At 71.9% G+C, this 17,949-nt stretch carries 17 protein-coding genes; 10 read left to right on the top strand and 7 right to left on the bottom strand.

Annotated features, from left to right (window positions below; translation table 11 throughout):
* Positions 1–33: 33 nt before the first annotated feature.
* A complete protein-coding gene (locus ACLII4_RS02520; protein ID WP_412069323.1) occupies positions 34–936 on the bottom strand; it encodes an ROK family protein in 903 nt (300 codons plus the stop codon).
* A gap of 80 nt (positions 937–1,016) precedes the next feature.
* Complete coding sequence (locus ACLII4_RS02515; protein ID WP_412069322.1) at positions 1,017–3,476, bottom strand: DNA internalization-related competence protein ComEC/Rec2; 2,460 nt, start codon at positions 3,474–3,476, stop codon at positions 1,017–1,019.
* Between the two features lie 133 nt (positions 3,477–3,609).
* On the opposite strand from ACLII4_RS02515, the gene nusB reads away from it, so the two are divergent.
* Positions 3,610–4,095, top strand: a complete 486-nt coding sequence (gene nusB, locus ACLII4_RS02510) for a transcription antitermination factor NusB (protein WP_412069321.1) — start codon at positions 3,610–3,612, stop codon at positions 4,093–4,095.
* Positions 4,096–4,099: 4 nt separating this feature from the next.
* The gene (locus tag ACLII4_RS02505) at positions 4,100–4,804 is read left to right on the top strand and encodes a metallophosphoesterase family protein (RefSeq protein ID WP_412069320.1); all 705 of its coding nucleotides are present in this window, start codon (positions 4,100–4,102) and stop codon (positions 4,802–4,804) included.
* Positions 4,805–4,909: 105 nt separating this feature from the next.
* Here the strand turns inward: ACLII4_RS02505 and ACLII4_RS02500 are convergent, their stop codons facing one another.
* On the bottom strand, positions 4,910–5,431 hold the full coding sequence (locus ACLII4_RS02500) for a hypothetical protein (protein WP_412069319.1): 522 nt from the start codon (positions 5,429–5,431) through the stop codon (positions 4,910–4,912).
* Positions 5,432–5,534: 103 nt separating this feature from the next.
* Between ACLII4_RS02500 and ychF the strand changes: the two genes are divergently transcribed.
* From ychF to ACLII4_RS02475, 5 genes are all read left to right on the top strand, one after another.
* Positions 5,535–6,629: a redox-regulated ATPase YchF gene (gene ychF, locus ACLII4_RS02495; protein WP_412069318.1), complete on the top strand. Its 1,095-nt coding sequence runs from the start codon at positions 5,535–5,537 to the stop codon at positions 6,627–6,629.
* A 159-nt stretch (positions 6,630–6,788) separates the two neighbouring features.
* A complete protein-coding gene (locus tag ACLII4_RS02490) occupies positions 6,789–6,956 on the top strand; it encodes a hypothetical protein (protein ID WP_412069317.1) in 168 nt (55 codons plus the stop codon).
* A 91-nt stretch (positions 6,957–7,047) separates the two neighbouring features.
* Complete coding sequence (locus ACLII4_RS02485) at positions 7,048–8,628, top strand: FG-GAP repeat domain-containing protein (RefSeq protein WP_412069316.1); 1,581 nt, start codon at positions 7,048–7,050, stop codon at positions 8,626–8,628.
* A 108-nt stretch (positions 8,629–8,736) separates the two neighbouring features.
* A complete protein-coding gene (locus tag ACLII4_RS02480; RefSeq protein WP_412069315.1) occupies positions 8,737–8,937 on the top strand; it encodes a type IV toxin-antitoxin system AbiEi family antitoxin domain-containing protein in 201 nt (66 codons plus the stop codon).
* An 81-nt stretch (positions 8,938–9,018) separates the two neighbouring features.
* Positions 9,019–10,338 carry an NAD-dependent malic enzyme gene (locus tag ACLII4_RS02475; RefSeq protein WP_412069314.1) on the top strand — a complete coding sequence of 440 codons (1,320 nt, stop codon included), beginning with the start codon at positions 9,019–9,021 and terminating at the stop codon, positions 10,336–10,338.
* 79 nt (positions 10,339–10,417) lie between these two features.
* On the opposite strand, the gene ACLII4_RS02470 is transcribed toward ACLII4_RS02475, so the two are convergent.
* Positions 10,418–10,816, bottom strand: coding sequence for a YhbY family RNA-binding protein (locus tag ACLII4_RS02470; protein ID WP_412069313.1), 399 nt, complete (start codon positions 10,814–10,816; stop codon positions 10,418–10,420).
* A 114-nt stretch (positions 10,817–10,930) separates the two neighbouring features.
* Here ACLII4_RS02470 and ACLII4_RS02465 point away from each other — a divergent pair, with 114 nt between their 5' ends.
* The 3 genes from ACLII4_RS02465 to ACLII4_RS02455 all read left to right on the top strand — a co-directional run bounded on the left by ACLII4_RS02465 (position 10,931) and on the right by ACLII4_RS02455 (position 15,019).
* Complete coding sequence (locus tag ACLII4_RS02465) at positions 10,931–14,053, top strand: glycosyl hydrolase (protein WP_412069312.1); 3,123 nt, start codon at positions 10,931–10,933, stop codon at positions 14,051–14,053.
* 76 nt (positions 14,054–14,129) lie between these two features.
* Complete coding sequence (locus ACLII4_RS02460) at positions 14,130–14,495, top strand: VOC family protein (RefSeq protein ID WP_412069311.1); 366 nt, start codon at positions 14,130–14,132, stop codon at positions 14,493–14,495.
* 89 nt (positions 14,496–14,584) lie between these two features.
* Positions 14,585–15,019, top strand: a complete 435-nt coding sequence (locus ACLII4_RS02455; protein ID WP_412069310.1) for a DoxX family protein — start codon at positions 14,585–14,587, stop codon at positions 15,017–15,019.
* Positions 15,020–15,040: 21 nt separating this feature from the next.
* Here the strand turns inward: ACLII4_RS02455 and ACLII4_RS02450 are convergent, their stop codons facing one another.
* Genes ACLII4_RS02450 through ACLII4_RS02440 form a run of 3 tightly spaced genes read right to left on the bottom strand, consistent with a single transcriptional unit; the run spans position 15,041 to position 17,898 of the window.
* Positions 15,041–16,441, bottom strand: coding sequence for an NAD(P)(+) transhydrogenase (Re/Si-specific) subunit beta (locus tag ACLII4_RS02450; protein ID WP_412069309.1), 1,401 nt, complete (start codon positions 16,439–16,441; stop codon positions 15,041–15,043).
* 3 nt (positions 16,442–16,444) lie between these two features.
* Positions 16,445–16,753 carry an NAD(P) transhydrogenase subunit alpha gene (locus ACLII4_RS02445; RefSeq protein WP_412069308.1) on the bottom strand — a complete coding sequence of 103 codons (309 nt, stop codon included), beginning with the start codon at positions 16,751–16,753 and terminating at the stop codon, positions 16,445–16,447.
* Positions 16,750–17,898 (bottom strand): NAD(P) transhydrogenase subunit alpha, encoded by a 1,149-nt coding sequence (locus ACLII4_RS02440; protein ID WP_412069307.1) that lies wholly within the window; start codon positions 17,896–17,898, stop codon positions 16,750–16,752. The genes ACLII4_RS02445 and ACLII4_RS02440 overlap by 4 nt, the downstream gene beginning before the upstream one ends.
* Between the last annotated feature and the right edge of the window lie 51 nt (positions 17,899–17,949).

The raw sequence follows: 17,949 nt of genomic DNA, 5'->3' as shown, positions 1-17,949 counted from the left end.
CGACAGGATCGAGGGACGCGCACGCCGCTATCTCTAGGGCTCTCGTCGCTCCCACAGCCACGCCGCGCCGCGGACGCCGCTGGCGTCGCCATGCGCGTTGCGGACGACGCACGTGACGACGCGGTCCGAGAACACGTGTGGGGGCATCGCCGCCTCGGTGCGCTCCGCCAGCCGGGGCAGGTTCGACAGCCCGCCGCCGAGGACGAACACGTCGGGGTCGAGGATCGTGGCGATCTGGCCGAGCCCGCGCGCCAGCCGGTCGACGTAGCGGTCGAGCGTGGCGACGGCGTCGGGATCTCCCGCCTGGGCGGCGTCGGCGATCTGGTGCGTCGTGAGCGATTGGCCAGTTTCGCGGACGTGGTCGCGAGCCAGGCCTGGGCCCGAGAGGAAGGTCTCGGCGCAGCCGGTCCGGCCGCAGTAGCAGTCCGGGCCGGGGCGCTCGCCTGGGCCCAGCCACGGCAGCGGGGTGTGGCCCCATTCGCCGCCGATCCGGTTGGCGCCCTCGACCACGCGCCCGCCGACCACGATGCCGCCGCCGACGCCCGTCCCGAGGATCACCCCGAACACGACATCGGCGCCCGCCGCCGCGCCGTCCGACGCCTCCGAGAGCGCAAAGGCGTTCGCGTCGTTCGTCACCCGGACCGGCTGGCCGAGCCGCTCGGCGAGATCCTCGGTCAGCCGGTGGCCGATGAGCCACGTTGAGTTGGCGTTTTTGACCCGCCCGGTCGCCGCCTCGATGGCGCCTGGGATGCACACGCCGACGGTCCCACGCTCCCCGGTCGCCGACGCCAGCCGGTCAACTACGTACGCGATGGCGTCGAGCGTGGCGCGGTAGTCGGGCGGGGTGGCGATGCGGATCGTGGCGGCCTCCGTTCCGTCGTCGGCCAAGGCGAGGCCGGCGATTTTGGTGCCGCCGAGGTCGATGCCGAAGCGCATGGGGTGACTGAGTAAGGCGCAATTGGAAGGGTACGGGGCGTGTCCTGTCGGGTGCCGCGCTCCGGCGCCCCCGGCTTCTGTCACTTCCCCCGCCACTCGACGCGCTCGACCGTCTCACCGTCGGAGCGGAGCCAGACTGCGCCCTCATTGGCGGTTTGCAGCACCTCGGCGCCGGTCGTCAGCCAACGCCCCAGCGGCTCTTCGTCGGGCAGTCCGTAGCGATTGCGCCGGGCGACGGACACGACGGCGAACGCGGGCCGTCCCGCCGCATCCACCATCGCTGGCGACGACGAGGTCCGCGAGCCGTGGTGGCCGACCGTCACCACATCGGCCGCGAGCCAGTCGCCAAACCGGCCTACGACGGCCGCCTCGCCCGCTGCCTCGGCGTCGCCAGTCAGCAGCCAGCGTGTCAGGCCGTGCTCGACGCGCAACACAATCGAGGCGTCGTTCGGCGACGGCATCGGCCCGCTCGGCCCCAGCACACGGATGCGAAGCGCGGGGTCGACCGCCAGCGTATCGCCCGCGCCCACTGACTGCACCGTCACACCGGCTGAGTCGGCGACGGCCAGCACCTCCCGCCACAGGTCCGTCTGGCCCGGCTGTCCGTTGACGATCAGCCGCCCGACGGGCACCGACCGGAGCACGGTCGCCGCGCCGCCGATGTGGTCAGCATCCGCGTGCGTGAGCACGAGCGCGTCCAAGCGGGCGATGCCGGCGCGCTCGAGGTGGGGCACGACCACGCGCGCACCCTCATCGACGTACATCGACCGCAAGCCAGCGTCGACCAGCACGTGCCGCCCGCCGGGCGTCGCAAGCAGCGTCGCGTCGCCTTGGCCGACATCGAGGAACAGCACGTCGAGGCGGGGCGCAGCGTCTCCGCGAGCGACGCCGACCCAGAGCCCGAGCGCGAGGCTGGCGGTCGCCGCGATCGCGACGCGACGGTGGGCGATCGGGCGGCGCCACAGCGCGAGGGCGACGAGTGCAAGGACCGCCGCTAGCATCACCGATGGCGATTCCAGGAATCCAGCGTACGTGGCCCATCCGAGCGTGTCGGCACCTGTTTTGGTGACCCACAGGAGCGCTCGTGCCATCGCGTCCGAAAACGCCCCGAGGGCCGCCGACAGCGGGGAGACGGGCGCCAGCACGACGGCGCCGAGTCCGCTCCCGAGTGTCATCGCGGTGAGCGGAATCGCCGGGACGTTGAGCACGAGCCCGCCAATCGGCAGCCGCCCCAAGTGCGCCAGCAGCGCGGGGGCCGTGCCGAGCGTCGCCGCGACGGAGGTCGCCAGCGAGCCGACGAGAAAGCTTCCCGCTCGCGAGTGTCGCCAACGCTCGGGCACGGTCGCGGTCAGCAGCGGGGTGAGCGTGACGAGCGCGGCGACGGCGCCGAAGGAGAGCTGGAAGCCGACGTCGAACAGCGCGGCCGGGCGGTGCACGATCAGCACGATGGCCGCCAGCCCCAGCGCGTTGAGCGAATCGGCGGGCCGCTCGAGCGTGCGCCCGACGATCAACAGCGCCACCATCACGAACGCCCGAACGGTCGAGACCGAGGCCCCCGCCACGGCGACGTACATCGCGAGCACGGCCAGCGTGACCACGGCTCGGCCCACTTCGATGCGGCGCCTGCGGATGCGGAAGCGGCCTAGGACCGGCTTGAGAATCACGTACAGCGCCAGCCCCACCAGCCCGACGTGGAGGCCGGAGACCGCCAGCAGGTGCATCAGCCCGGTCGCGCGGAACGCCTCCAGCGTGCCGGCCTCGATGGCCGTCCGGTCGGCCAGGATGAGCGCCAGCAGAAGCGCGCGCGACTCGGCGCCGGGGACGACCGCCGCCAGCGCGCGGCGGACGTTAGAGCGGATCGCCCACGTCGCGCGGTCCGCCAGCCGGCGCGACGGCGCGAGGAAGCGGGCGCCGGTCTCGCCGCGCACGTCGAGGACGGCGCCGACGCCCTGCCGGCGGAGGTACGCGCCGTAGTCCATCGCAGCCGGGTTGCGCGGGCGGGGGAGAGGCGCGAGCCGCCCGTCCAGGCGGACGCGGTCGCCGGTGCGGAGGGCGGGGTACACGGCGCCCGCGTCGCCGACGCGCAACGTCGCCTGCACCCGGCCGCGGATCGCGTCCCGCGCGCCGTCCCTTCCTACGGAGTCGACGTCGACCGCGAAGCGGACGGCCCACGACCTCTCGGGGGGCTCGGCGACTCGGCCCCAGACCGTCACGCCGTCCGCCTCGCCCCACGCGCTCGCCAGCGCCTCGACGCTGGCGGGCGGGCTCGCGAGCCACGCCGACTGGCGGACCGCGCCGAGCGCGACGGCGACGGTGGCCACCGCCAGCGTCATCGCGAGCGGGCGCAGGGTGACCAGGCGCCGCCGGGTCGCGACGACGTACCCGATGGCGCCAATCGCCGCCGCAGCGCCCGCCATCGCCCATCCGGCGACGCTCGGCACCGCTGTGCCCAGCCCGACTCCGACCGCCACGCACCCCGCGATCGCAAGGGCGGGGCGTGTCGACAAGCGGAGGGGAGGGGGAGGGGGCGCGAGCGGCATGTCTCCATAGACCCGCGAGCGGCGAACTGCACAACCTCCGCGCGCGAATCTTTGCCGCTCGCTTCTCACGCCTTCCACCCGGACTGAGCCGTGCCGCCCGGTATCTTGGGGTCCCCCCGCTCTCTCGCATCCTGTGTCCCAGCCCCGCCCGAACAAGCGCCGCCTCGTGCGCGAGCACGTCCTCCAGGCGCTCTACGCCTATGAGGCCAGCCAGGACACCGTCGAGCACGTCATCGCGACGATCCTTAAGCCGGCCTACGCCGAGGAAAAGCAGTACCTCCGCTTTGCCGAGCGCCTGTTCCTCAAGACTGCCGACGCGCGGACCGAAGCGGACGTGCTCATCGAGAAGCACGTCGAGAACTGGGACCTCAACCGGCTGGCGCGCACCGACCGTTACGTGCTGTGGATGGCCATCACCGAGCTGCTCTACTTCCCCGACATCCCGCCCAAGGTGACGCTCAACGAGGCCGTGGAGGTGGCGCGGGCGTTCGGGACCGACAAGAGTGCCTCGTTCGTCAACGGCATCCTCGACGCCGTGCTCCGTGAACTCCGCGAGGGCGATCGGCTCAACAAGACGGGGCGCGGCCTGGTGGAGACCGGCGGCCGCAAGCCTGAGTAGCGGCGTGGCGCTCTACGCTATCGGCGACGTCCACGGCTGTGCCCGGACGCTCGACGCGCTCTTGGCGCGGCTGGCGGAGGATGCGGGCGGCGCGCTCTCCCCCTACGACACCGTCGTCTTCGTCGGCGATTACGTGGACCGCGGCCCGGACAGCCCGGCCGTGCTCGATCGATGCCTCGAACTGGAAGCCGCTTCAGACGCGGGCACGGGGCCCCGCTGCGTGTTCCTGCGCGGCAATCACGATCAGATGATGCTCGACTACGCCGACGGCGTGGGCGATGCGGACCTCTGGTGGATCAACGGCGGGCGGACCACGCTGGCAGCCTACGAGGCGCGCGGCGACCGCCAGTTGCCGGCCGATCACCTCGCGTTCCTGCGGCGGACGGTCTTGGTGGCTGACATCGGCGGGTTCGCGTTTGCGCACGCGGGCTTCGACACGCGGCTCTCTGTCGCCGACAACCTCGCCGACCCGGACCCCCGCATCATCTTGTGGACGCGCAAGCACGTCGGGGCTGACTTGTCGAATTGGGAGCGGCCGGTCGTCGTGGGCCACACGCCGGTTGAGGAGGTGCTGGACCTGCCCGAGCTCTTGGCGATCGACACGGGCGCCGTGTTCACGCACCGCCCCGGACTCGGCCGGCTCACCGCCGTCGCCCTGCCGGAGCGCCGCCAGATCAGCGTGGCGACAGTCGACGTGGTGGTTCGGTAGCGTCGGGCCGCCGGTGGGGCTCTGTCTGCCTCCTTCCCCGCTCCTCGTCCCCCATCCCTGCGCTCGTGGCACCGAGCGTCTACAGGCGGTGCCGTCTCGAGCGCTTTACCGCCCGCCGAAGCGGAGCGAGGTCGAGAGGCCCGCGCGGAAGGCCGGGCTTTGGGTGCCGACCTCGGCAAAGACGACGCGGCCCGACCCGATGCGGAGCGTCCCTCGCGCGAACGGGTCGAGCATGACGCTGAACGCGCGCGAGCGGCTCTCGGCCGACGGCTCGAAAAAGGCCGTGTAGAACGACGGCCCGATGCGGAGTCCAAGGTCGAGGTCGACGGCGCCCGGGTCGCGGTTTCGGACGACGTCGGCGATGCGGAGTACGCGGATCGCGCCGCCCACACCGACCGCCGTCACCAGCCGACCGCTGCCGCCTGTTACACGTGGAACGTAGTCCGCGTAGACGGCTACCTCGCGGGTGAACATGGTGAACGTGGGCGCCGTCGCCAGCGCCACGCCGCCCACGCCCGGCCCGACGCCCGCGCCGACGTAGACGCGCGGCCGGCTGCCCAGCGGGTCGGTCTGCGCGCTCGCGGGGAGCGCCAGCAGGGCGAGGAACAGGAGGGCGACGGTGCGCATGCGGGCAAGCTACTCGCCCAAGCACGCGGTCACTCTTCGCCACGGCTCCGCCCGTCTCGCGAGCTGGATCGGTAGAATCTGGGCACCCATCCAACCGAAAAAAATGGCTCTCCGTGTCGGCATCGTCGGGCTCCCCAACGTCGGGAAGAGCACGCTCTTCAACGCGCTCTCCGAGGCGGGCGCCGAGGCGGCCAACTACCCGTTCTGCACCATCGAGCCGAACGTCGGCGTGGTCCCCGTCCCGGACGCGCGGCTCGACCGGCTGGCGGAGCTGGCGGGCTCGAAGCAGACGTTGCCCGCCGTCATCGAGTTCGTCGACATCGCCGGCCTCGTTGCGGGCGCGTCGAAGGGGGAGGGGCTGGGCAACCAGTTCTTGGCCAACATCCGCGAGACGGACGCCATCGCCCATGTCGTCCGGTGTTTCGAGGACCCCAATGTCGTCCACGTCGAGGGCTCGGTCGACCCGATCCGCGACATCGAGACCATCGACACGGAGCTGCTGCTGAAGGACCTGGAGACGGTGAGCAAGCGGCTCGAGCGCGTCGCCAAGTCGGTCCGGACCGGCGACAAGGCGGCCAAGGCGGAGGCCGATTTCCTGGCCCGCCTCGAAGACCACCTCGGCGAAGGCCTGCCGGCGCGGACGCTCGACGTGTCGGACCAGGAGCTGCCCATCCTGCAGTCTCAGTTTCTGCTGACGGCCAAGCCGGTGCTGTACGCGGCGAACGTCGGCGAGGGCGATCTGCCGGACGGCAACGCCTACGTCGACCAAGTTCGCGAGCGGGCCGAGGCGGAGGGCGCCGGAGTTGTGGTGGTGTCGGCCGAGTTCGAGGCCCAGCTCGGCGAGCTCGACGACGACGACCGCGCAGACTTCCTGGAGGCCGCGGGCGTGACGGAGTCCGGGCTGGACCGGCTGGCGCAGGAAGCGTACGCCCTCTTGGGGCTGATCACCTACTTCACGGCGGGCCCCAAGGAGTCGCGGGCGTGGCAGATCACGCGCGGCATGAAGGCGCCCCAGGCGGCGGGCGTCATCCACACCGACTTCGAGAAGGGGTTCATTCGCGCCGAGACCATCAAGTTCGCCGACTACGACCGGCTGGGGAGCGAGACGGCGGCGCGCGAGGCGGGCGCCATGCGCAGCGAAGGCAAGGAGTACACCGTGGTCGACGGCGACGTGATGCTGTTCCGGTTCAACGTGTAGGGTCACTCAATGGCTGTGCACCGTTCGGCCCGACCCCGTCTTCTTCTCGTGCTCGCGCTGGCGGCTGTCTGGGGCGGGTGCGGACTGTCGAGCGGGGAGGACTTCGATCCCGTCGCCTGGCGGTCCATCGATCCGGGGACCGGGCCAGCGCGGGTAGACATGGTGGACGATCTCCTGCGGCGGCACGACCTCGTCGGGCAGTCCCGAGAGGAGGTGGTCGCGTTGCTCGGTGAACCGGAGCCGACCGACTACTTCGCCGAGTACGACCTCGTCCTCCGTCTCGGCGAGGGTGCCAGAGTCTCGGAGCTCCACATCGTCACAGACTGACCCCGAGCGTCAGGGACGACGGAGGGCGTGGGATCGAGGGCGGCATCGGCGTCGGACCCCTGGGGGCGTCGCCAGTGTCGTTCCTTGCGAAATGCGACGGCTCCTCCCTACGGCGCTCGCGCTCGCCGGCTGCTTCTCGACGACCCCGGTCACCGAGTCCCTCTTCGACCCGGTGGAGGTGGTACTGGGCGTCGCCGGCCGCCCGACGGTTCTGACGGAGTTTTTGACGGGCGGGCCGATGGCGGACCTTGCCGTGGTGACGGTCGGGCCGGATGGGGAGCGCGAGGTGCAGCTTTTCGCGTTTGGCGACAGCACCTGGACGGCGGGGCGCCGCGTCGCGCTCGGCGCGGACGTGGCGTTCGTCGACGTGGTCCAGATCGGTGGGCGCGAGCGGCTCGTGGTTGGCGGCGCGCGCGAGCTCCGCGCGGTCGACTTCGAGACGGGCGACCAGCGACCGCTCGCGGCGCTCGCCGACGCGCTGCCGGGGCTCCGCGAGGGCGGCATCCCGCACGCCGACGTGTCGCACGACCTCACCGGCGACGGCCGCGACGACGTGGTGGTGCCGACCGCCGAGGGCTGGGCGGTCGCGGTCCAGACCGACGACGGCTTCGCCGAGCCCCTCACCGTCGGGAGCGCGCCGGACCTGCGGCGCATCGCGGGCGCCGACGGCCACCGCCTCGACCCCTGGCCCCAGGCGCGCGTGTGGGCCACGGACGCCGACGGCGACGGGCGCCCTGACCTCGTCGCGGCCGACGGGCCGCGCCTGCTCGTCCACCGACAGGACGCGAGCGGGCAGTTCGAGGCCGCCGCCGAGACGCTGGCAGTCGACATCGACGCGCCGGACGATACCGCCCGCCTCGGCGACGGGGTGGGTCGGGTCCGCGCCATCCACACGGTCGCCGACCTTACCGACGACGGCGTCCCGGATCTGCTCGTCCTCGCGCTCGACGGCAGCAGGGGAGAGGCCCGGACGCGCGTCGACTTCCACCGGGGCACCGCCGCTGGGGGCGCGCTCGCGTTCGCGCCCGACCCCACACAGTCGCTCGGCTCCGACGGCCGCGTCCAGATCGCGCTCGACACGCCCGACCTCGACGGCGACGGCGCCCCGGACCTTGTGATCACGTCTATCGAGCGTCGGTTCCTCACCGGGAGCTGGTGGAAGCGGCTCAAGGGCAGCATGGGCGACGACGTGTGGCTGACGATCGAACTGGTCCGCGCTGTCGACGGTCGGCTGGTCGAGGCGACGACGCGGCGGCTCGCGCTCGACGGGCCGCCGAGCCCGCGCGAGCCCGGGTGGGTGCCGCTCGAGGTCGTCCTGCGCGGCGGGACGCATGCGGTCCAGCCGGATCCGCGCTGGGCGCGCGCCTTCGACACCTTCACCCGCGTCGGCGACGTGACGGGCGACGGGCGCCCCGACCTGCTCATCGGCGACCACCCGAGCCGGCTCTCCGTGCACCGGGGCACCGGCGGGCCCGCCCTGTTCGCCGATCCGGTCGACGTACCCGTCCGACTCCCGGGCGACGGCGAGTACGCGTGGCTCGCCGACCTCAACGGCGACGACCGGCTGGACGTGGTGCTGCACCACCCGTTCTGGGAACGAGACGCGCACGGCGGGCGGCTCCGTCCCCCAGGCACCGAGCCGCACCAGCTAACGCTGCTCCTCGCCCGCTAGCCACCGGGGCGGACCACGGACGGGCGTCGCCGGTACAAGCTGGAGGCGACTCCACGGAGCGCGGCCCCGTCGGGGCCCCCGTGCCGCCGACCGTTCTCTCTCCCCGTTATGTCGTTCTCCCCGTCCACCGTCGCTCAAACGCTCCTTTTCCATCTCGCGCGCACGCCCGGGGCCGTCCACCGCGACCGGCTGGCGGAGCTGGCGGGGACGACGAAGGACTACGCGGGCCGCGTGCTGAGCCGGATGGTGAAGCGAGGCCGCATCGAGCGCGTCGGGCGCGGGACGTATGACCTCGTGAGCCGGCTGTAGGGCCGCCACGCCAGCGGGGAAGGCCTCGGTGAAGACGCCTGTCCGGGCGGTCAGCCTTGAACGAGCGGGATAGCTTGCCGCATGAGTGATCTCCCCGCCCGCCCCGCCCTCCCCGACTACGACGTCGTCCTGTCGGTTCGCAACGCGCACCGGCCAGGGATGCTCGGCCGGCTCTTCGCGCTCGTCGGTGAGATGGGCGCCCTGATCGGCGACATCGAGACGGTGTACCTCGGCCGCGACCACGTGCTCCGCGACGTGACGCTGTCGGTCTTCGACGAGGGCCATCTCGCGGAGGTGCTCGCGGCGATCCGCGCCCAGACCGACACCAAGGTGCTGGACGTGAAGGACCTGGTGTTCGAGCGGCACGCGGGCGGCAAGATCAAGACCGTCCGCACGACCGAGGTAGAGCGGCTGGAGGACCTGCGCTACATCTACACGCCGGGCGTCGCGCGCGTCTGCACCGCCATTCAGAAAGACCCCGCGCTGGCGCGCACCCTGACGTCGGTTGGCCACACGGTCGCCATCTGCACGAACGGCACGCGCGTGCTCGGGCTGGGCGACATCGGCGCGCTCGCGAGCCTGCCCGTGATGGAGGGCAAGTCGGTCCTCTACGACCGGTTCGTGGGGCTCAGCGCCGTGCCGATCGTGATCGACGAGAAGGACCCGGGGGCGTTCGTCGAGACCGTCGTCCGCATCGCGCCGTCGTTCGGCGGCATCCACCTCGAGGACATCCGGACGCCGGACTGCTTCTGGATCGAGGAGGAGCTGATCCGGCGCCTGCCGCAGCCCGTCATGCACGACGACCAGCACGGCACGGCGACGGTCCTGCTGGCGGCCGTGCTCAGCGCCCTCCGCCAGACCGGCCGCGAGGGCGACCGCGACCTGACGTGCGCCCAGATCGGGCTCGGCGCGGCCGGGCTCGCGATCGCCAGCCTCCTCCTCGATGCCGGCTTCGAGGTCGTCGGCGTGGACCCGGGCGCGGCGGCGCGCGAGCGGCTGGAGGCCCGCGGCGGCCGGACGGCGACCATCGAGGACGCGGCGGCCGAGGCGGACGTGCTGATCGCGACGACGGGCGTCGTGGGGCTGATCACGCCCGAGATGATCCGGCCCGGCCAGATCGTGCTCGCGCTGTCGAACCCGGTCCCCGAGATTACGCCCGAGGCGGCGCTGGCGGCGGGCGCGGCGTTCGCGGCCGACGGGCGGAGCGTCAACAACGCGCTCGCGTTCCCCGGCCTCTTCAAGGCGGCGCTCGACGTGGGCGCGCCGGCCATCACGAACGCCATGAAGATCGCGGCGGCGGCGGCCATCAGCGCGCTCGCGCCCGCCGACGAGCTGGTGCCGAGCCCGTTCCACCCGAAGGTGCACCAAGACGTGATCGACGCCGTCGTCCGGGCGGCGTGAGTCGTCGTCAGGGCGAGATCGATCTCGCCCACCTCAGCGCCGAGGCGGAAGGGGGCGAGCGGCTCCGGTCGTGGTCGCGCTACTTGCGCCCCTTGCCGCGCGTCGAGGAGCGGCGGTTCGACGTGCCTCGCTTCGGAGTGCTCCGCGGCGGCGTGCGCCGGGCCTTCGGGTCGGGCGTCGGGGGCGGAGGGGCGGGCGGCGGATCGGGCATGGGCCGGAAGAGCGTAGCGTTGCGCCCGACGACCTGGACGACCTCCGCCTCGTCGACGCCAGCCACGAGCGCGTACGCCGTGTCCTTGGCCGACTCGGGCGCCGCTTCCAGCACGCGGACCTTCACCACCTCGTGCGTCGCGAACGTCTGGCGGAGCCCTTGCAGGGCGGCCTCGGTGACGCCCTCCTTGCCGACGTGGACGGTCGGCTTGAGGGACTGCGCCAGCTTGCGGAGGTTGGCGCGCTGCTTGGAGGAGAGGTCGGACATCGGGGCGGGGCGGAGAGCAGTCTCAGTATCCGCCTTTTCGGCCTCGCATGCCGTGCATCTCTCGGGGATCCGCACGCCCGGCCGTAGACTGACGGTCCCTCACCGCTCCGCCCGATGTCCCGATTGGTTCTCTCACTCGTCCTGCTGGCGCTCGTCTCTGTAGATGTCCGCGCCCAACTCGCCACGCCCGTCGATTCGACGCTGTTCGAGTCGCTGGAGTACCGTCTCGTCGGCCCGTTCCGGGGCGGCCGCGCGTCGGGCGTCGCCGGCATCCCGGGCGACGCGTTGACCTACTACCAGGGCGCGACCGGCGGCGGCGTCTGGCGGACGCAGGACGGCGGCGGCAGCTGGGAGAACATCTCGGACGGCTATTTCGGCGGCTCGATTGGCAGCGTCGCCGTCGCCGAGTCGGACCCGAACGTGATCTACGTGGGCGGCGGTGAGAAGTCGCTGCGCGGGAACGTGTCGCCGGGGTGGGGGATGTGGAAGTCGGAGAACGCGGGGCGCTCGTGGGAGAGCATCGGGTTCGAGGGCGGGCAGCACATCCCGCGCGTCGTGGTCCACCCGCGCGACGAGAACACGGTCTTCGCGGCCGTGCTCGGCCACGCCTTCGGGCCGAACGCCGACCGCGGCGTCTTCCGCTCGCGCGACGGCGGCGAAACGTGGGAGCACGTCCTGTTCGTGAACGAGGACGCGGGCGCCTTCGAGCTCGAGATGGACCCGACGAATCCGCGGATCCTGTACGCCAGCATTTGGAACGTCCGCCGGACGCCGTTCAGCTTTTCGAGCGGGGGCGAGGGCTCGTCGATCTGGAAGAGCACCGACGGCGGCGACACGTGGACGGACATCTCGGCGAACGAGGGCTTCCCGGACGGCATCTGGGGCATCAGCGCCGTCTCGATCTCGCCCGCCGACCCCGACCGCGTCTACGCGCTCGTCGAGAACGAGAACGGCGGCCTGTTCCGCTCCGACGATGGGGGCGAAACGTGGACGCTCGTCTCCACCGACCGCAATCTCCGCCAGCGGGCCTGGTACTTCACCCGGCTCGGCGCCGACTCTGAGGACCCCGACAAGGTCTGGGTGCTCAACGTCCAGCTCTGGGTGAGCACCGACGGAGGGCGCACCTTCGAGAGCGTGGACACGCCCCACGCCGATCACCACGACATCTGGATCGCGCCCGAGGACGGCGACCGCATTGTCATCGCCGACGACGGCGGCGCGCAGGTGACGTTCGACGGCGGCGACACCTGGAGCACGTACCTCAACCAGCCGACGGCCCAGTTCTACCGCGTCACGACGGACAGCCACTTCCCGTACCGCATCTACGGCGGCCAGCAGGACAACTCGACGATCCGGATCGCGCACCGCAGCACGGGCGGCGCCATCACCGAGCGCGACTGGGAGCCCTCGGCCGGCGGCGAGTCGGGCTGGCTGGCGCCGCACCCGGACGACCCCGACATCGTGTTCGGCGGATCCTATGGCGGATTCTTGCAGATGGTCAACCACCGGACGGGCGAGAGCCGGATCGTCAACGTGTGGCCGGAGAACCCGATCGGCGCGCCGGCGAAGGACCTCAAGATCCGCTTCCAGTGGAACTTCCCCCTCCTGTTCTCGCAGTACCGCGACGCGGAAACGAACGATTACCCGCTCTTCGCGGCCGGGAATCGCCTGTACCGCTCGACCAACTACGGCCAGACGTGGGTGCCCATCTCGCCCGACCTGACGCGCGCGGACCCGGCGACCCTGGAGTCGTCCGGCGGCCCGATCACGCAGGACAACACATCCGTCGAGTACTACGCGACCATCTTCGCCCTCGCGGAGAGTCCGCACGACGAGGGCACGATCTGGGTGGGCTCCGACGACGGCCTGCTCCACGTCACGCGCGACGGCGGCGGCTCGTGGACCGACATCACGCCCGGAGACCGGTTGCTGCCGAGCGACGCCATGATCAACTCAATCGAGGCCGACCCCGCGCGCCCCGGTGGCCTCTACGTCGCCGCGACGCGCTACAAGGTGGACGACTTCGCGCCGTACCTCTTGCGGACGGAGGACTACGGCGCGACGTGGCAGCGCATCGACGACGGCATCGAGGCGCCGGCGTTTACGCGCGTCATCCGAGCCGACCCAATGCGTCCGGGCCTGCTCTATGCCGGGACCGAGCGCGGGATGTACATCTCGTTCGACGACGGCGAGCGGTGGCAGCCGTTCCAGCTCAACCTGCCCATCGTGCCCGTCACCGACTTGGCTGTGCGCCAGGGCGAGTTGGTGGTCGCCACGCAGGGGCGCGGGTTTTACGTACTCGACGACCTGACGCCGCTATATCAGCTCCAGCCCGCCGTCGCCAGCGCGCCGATGTGGCTGTTCCGCCCCAAGCCCACGTACCGCGTCGACGGCTACCGGCAGGCCGTGACGCGGGGCGCGGGCACGAATCCGGAGGCGGGCGTGGTCATCCACTACCTGCTGGCGGAGGCGCTGACCGACTCGGCGGACGCGGCGCTCAAGATCATCGACCGCGACGGCGAGGTCGTGCAGACGTTTACGCCCGACGACGACGACTTCGAGCTGGCGACCGAGGCGGGTATGAACCGCGTCGTGTGGGGCCGCCGGTATCCGGATGCGGCGCGCTTCGATGGGATGATCTTCTGGGGCGGCGGGCTCAACGGTCCGCAAGCGACGCCCGGGCAGTACACGGCACGACTCGTCGTCGACGGCGACAGCCTGCAGGTGCCGTTCGAGATCCGCTTGGATCCGCGCTCGTCGGCGACGCCGGAGGATCTGCAGGCGCAGTTCGAGTTCTTGCGCGAGGTGCGCGACAAGGTGACCGAGGTGAACGAGTCGGTCGAACAGGTGCGCGACCTGCGCGCGCAGATCCGGGCGTTCCTGGCGCGCCTGCCCGACGATGCAGCGGGTGTCGACACGGTCAAGACGGCCGGCGAGGCGCTCATCGAGCGGATGACGACGGTCGAGGAGGTGCTCTATGAGACGCGGAGCGAGAGCCGGCAGGACCCGCTCAACTACGGGATCAACCTGGGCAACGAGCTGAGCGCTCTCGGCGGCACCGTCGCCTCTGGCGACTTCCGCCCGACGGACCAGGCCTACGCCTACCGCGACGAGGTGATGGCCGAGATCGAGGCCGAGCTGACGACACTGCGCGCGATCCTCGACACCGACGTGGCCGCGTTCAACCGGCTCGTCCGCGAGCAGGAGCTGCCCATCATCGTGCCGTCGTCAGACTGACCCTGCGTGTGCCCTGCTGGCGGTCCTTGTCGCCAGTGGGGCCGCTTGCGGCCATCCCCATTCACCCCGACCCCCGATGCGCCTCGAACTCCTCCCCGTCCCCGTCTCCGATATCGACCGCGCCAAGGCGTTCTACGTCGACCGGGTCGGGTTCCACGCCGACCACGACGTGCAGCCCGGTGGCGATGTCCGCATCGTCCAGCTGACGCCGCCGGGGTCGTCGTGCTCCATCGTCCTGGGCGCCGGCCTCCCGGCGCTGGCGATGGCGCCCGGGTCGCTCCGGGGTCTCCATCTCGTCGTCGACGACATCGAGGCGGTCCGCGAGGAGATGATTGGTCGCGGCGTCGAGGTGGAGTCCGCCGTCGACATGGGCGGCGTGCTCTACGCGGGGTTCAGCGACCCGGACGGCAACACGTGGACCCTCCAGCAGATGCCGGTGTAGCCCGGCTCTCGTGCGCCCGGGGGCGTCGGGGAGGGGAGGCCGGAGCTTGCGCGCCGGTCGGGCGTTGGCGGACGCCTCCCCCCGGACCGATGACGCTGCGCACCGCCCTTTTTTCCGCCCCCGACGCGTCGCGCCCGGTCGACCTCGGCCTGCTGGCGCTGCGCCTCGGGGCGGGTCTGCTGCTGGCGGTCGCGCACGGGCTCGGCAAGCTGCCGCCGTCGGAGGGCTTTATCGGCGGGACGGCCGAGATGGGCTTCCCGCTCCCAACGCTGTTCGCGTGGGCCGCTGCCCTCAGCGAGTTCGTCGGCGGGCTGCTGCTGGCGGTGGGGCTGGCGACGCGGCCCGCGGCCGTGTTCGTGGCGATCACGATGGCCGTCGCGTTCTTCGTCCGCCACGGCGCCAACGTGGGGGAGGGGGAGAAGGCGCTGGTCTTTCTGATCGTCGCCGTCGCCCTGGCGCTCACCGGGCCAGGGCGGTTCTCGCTCGACCGCGCGATCGCGCGCCGGAGCCGCATCGTGCGGTAGGGACACACCGCCGGTGCATCCCTACGCCGCCTGCAGCGTCTTCAGCTCACCCACGATGGCCTTCACGGTCGCCTTGGCGTCGCCGAAGAGCATCTGGGTGTTTTCCTTGTAGAAGAGTGGGTTCTCGATGCCCGCGTAGCCCGGGTTCATCGAGCGCTTGAGGACGACGACCTGCGCCGCGTGGTCCACGTTGATGACCGGCATCCCGTAGATCGGGCTCGATTCGTCGTCGCGCGCGCCCGGGTTGACCACGTCGTTCGCGCCGATGACGATCACGAGGTCGATCTGGCCCATTTCCGGATTGATCTCGTCCATCTCGATGAGCCGGTCGTAGGGCACGTTGGCCTCCGCGAGCAGCACGTTCATGTGGCCCGGCATCCGGCCCGCGACCGGGTGGATGGCGTAGCTCACGTCGACGCCCTCAGCCGCCAGCAGGTCGGCGAGCTCTCGGACCTCGTGCTGCGCCTGCGCGACCGCTAGGCCGTAGCCGGGCACGATCACCACGCGCGCGGCATAGGCCGCCATCACCGCCACGTCGTCCGGCGTCGTCGCGCGGACCGGCTTGTCCTCGCCGTCGCCGCTGCTGGCGGTCGCGGATGTGGCGCCGAAGCCGCCGAGTAAGACGTTTGCCAGCGAGCGGTTCATCGCCTCGCACATGATCCGCGTCAGAATCAAGCCGCTGGCGCCGACGAGCGCGCCCGCGATCACGAGCGCGTAGTTGCCGAGCACGAACCCCGTCGCCGCCGCGGCGAGCCCGGAATAGGCATTGAGGAGGGCGACGACGACCGGCATGTCGGCCCCGCCGATGGGCAGCACGAGCAGCACGCCGAGCACGAGCGCCAGCATCGCGAGCACCGCGAGCGGGAACAGCCCGCCCGTCTCGGCCTGCATCGCGACGAGGGCCAGCGCGGCGACCACGCCCAGCCCGACGACGATCGACGCCAGCCGCAGGCCGGGGAAGCCGGTCGACTGGACGCTCCCGCGCAGCTTGCCGACGGCCAGGAACGAGCCCGTCAGCGTGACGGCGCCGATCAGGACGGACGCGCCGACGACGAGCGCCTCGGCCGCGCCGTACGCGATCCCCGCCTCGCTGGCGACGCGCACCGCCTCGGCCCCGGCCACGAGCGCCGAGGCGGCCCCGCCGAACCCGTTGAAGGCGGCCACCAACTCCGGCATCTCGGTCAGCGCCGTCCGCCGCGCCAGCAGGACCCCGATCGCGGTCCCGACGAGCAGCCCGGCCGCCAGCTCGATGGGGTTCAGGATCTGGGCCGACACGAGCGCCGCGACGATGCCGATCAGCATCCCGACCGCCGCGAGCCGGTTGCCCGCTCGCGCCGTTCGCGGCGAGCCCAAGCGCTTCAGGCCCAGCACGAACAGGGACGCGGCGACGAGATACGCGAGCGTGACGAGGGCGTCGATCATGGCTCAGGAGGCTTGGCCGTTCGTGCTCTCCCCGGCCCGCTCGCGCGGCTTGAACATCTCCAGCATGCGGTCGGTGACTAGAAAACCGCCCACGACGTTGATCGTCGCCAGCACGAGCGCCGCGACGCCGACCCACTTCGCCCACGGCGCCTCGACGGACCCGGCGATCACGATCGCGCCCAGAATCGTGATGCCCGAGATCGCGTTCGACCCCGACATCAGCGGCGTGTGCAGCGTCGCGGGCACCTTCGAGATGACCTCGGCGCCGAGGAACGACGCGAGCACGAACACGACGACAAAGGCGAGGCTCATGACGGCTCGGGGGCAGGGGAGAGGCTTGTTTGGACGCGCTCGTTGACGACCGCGCCGCCGTGCGTGACGACCGCACCCGCCAGGATCTCGTCGTCGAGGTCGAGCCGGAAAGCGCCGTCGTCGTGGAAGTCGGTGATCAGCGCGGCGACCGTCCGCGCGTACATCTCGGACGCGTGGAGCGGCATCTCGGCGGCCAGATCGAGCGGGCCGAGGATGGTCACGCCGGCGTGCGAATGGGGCGTGCCGGGCTGCGTGGCCGCGCAGTTGCCGCCGTTCGGTGCTGCCAGGTCGACGATGACCGAGCCCGGCCGCATCCCGGCCACGCCCGCCTCGGTGATCAAGAGGGGCGCCGGCCGTCCGGGGATCAGCGCCGTCGTGATGACGGCGTCGTAGTCGGCGATCTTCGTCGCCAGCGCCGCCACCTGTCGGGCCTGCTGCTCCTCGGCGAGCGCCTTCGCGTAGCCGCCCGCGTCCTCCGCGTCGCCGGTCTCGAGGTCGAGTTCGACGAACGTCGCGCCGACGGACTCGACCTGCTCACGCGCCGCCGCGCGCACGTCATAGGCGGCCGTGACGGAACCAAGCCGCCGCGCCGTCGCGAGCGCCTGGAGCCCGGCCACGCCTGCGCCCAGCACGAGGACCTTCGCAGGGCGGACCGTCCCCGCGGCGGTCGTCAGCAAGGGGAAGAACTTGGGCAGGTGGAGCGCCGCCAAGAGCGCCGCGCGGTACCCGGCGACGGTGCTCATCGCCGAGAGCGCGTCCATCTTCTGGGCTTTCGTGGTCCGGGGGACGAGCTCCATTGCGAGCGCCGTCGCGCCGCTGGCGGCGAGCGCGCGGACGGTGTCGGCCTCGTCGAGGGGCCGCAGCAGGCCGATGACGATTGCGCCCTCCGACAATCCGTCCAGATCCGCTTGCGCGAGCCCCCGGACCGTCGCCACGACGGGCGCCGCCAGCGCCTCGGCGCGGCTCCCCAGCCGCGCGCCAGCGGCCTCGAAGGCCGCATCGGTCAGATAGGCCTGGTCCCCAGCCCCACGCTCCACGACGACCTCGATGCCGGCTTTCGCCAGCCGACGCACGGCGTCGGGCGCCAGCGCCACGCGCCCCTCTCCGGGGGCGCTCTCCGACGGGACTCCGACAAGCAAGGGCATAGCCGTACGGTCGTTGACGGTGCCAACATAGACCGCATCCGGCCGATTCGC

The organism is Rubrivirga aquatilis (assembly GCF_046845665.1).
GTDB lineage: Bacteria > Bacteroidota > Rhodothermia > Rhodothermales > Rubricoccaceae > Rubrivirga.
This window is presented reverse-complemented; position numbering and strand designations above follow the sequence as displayed.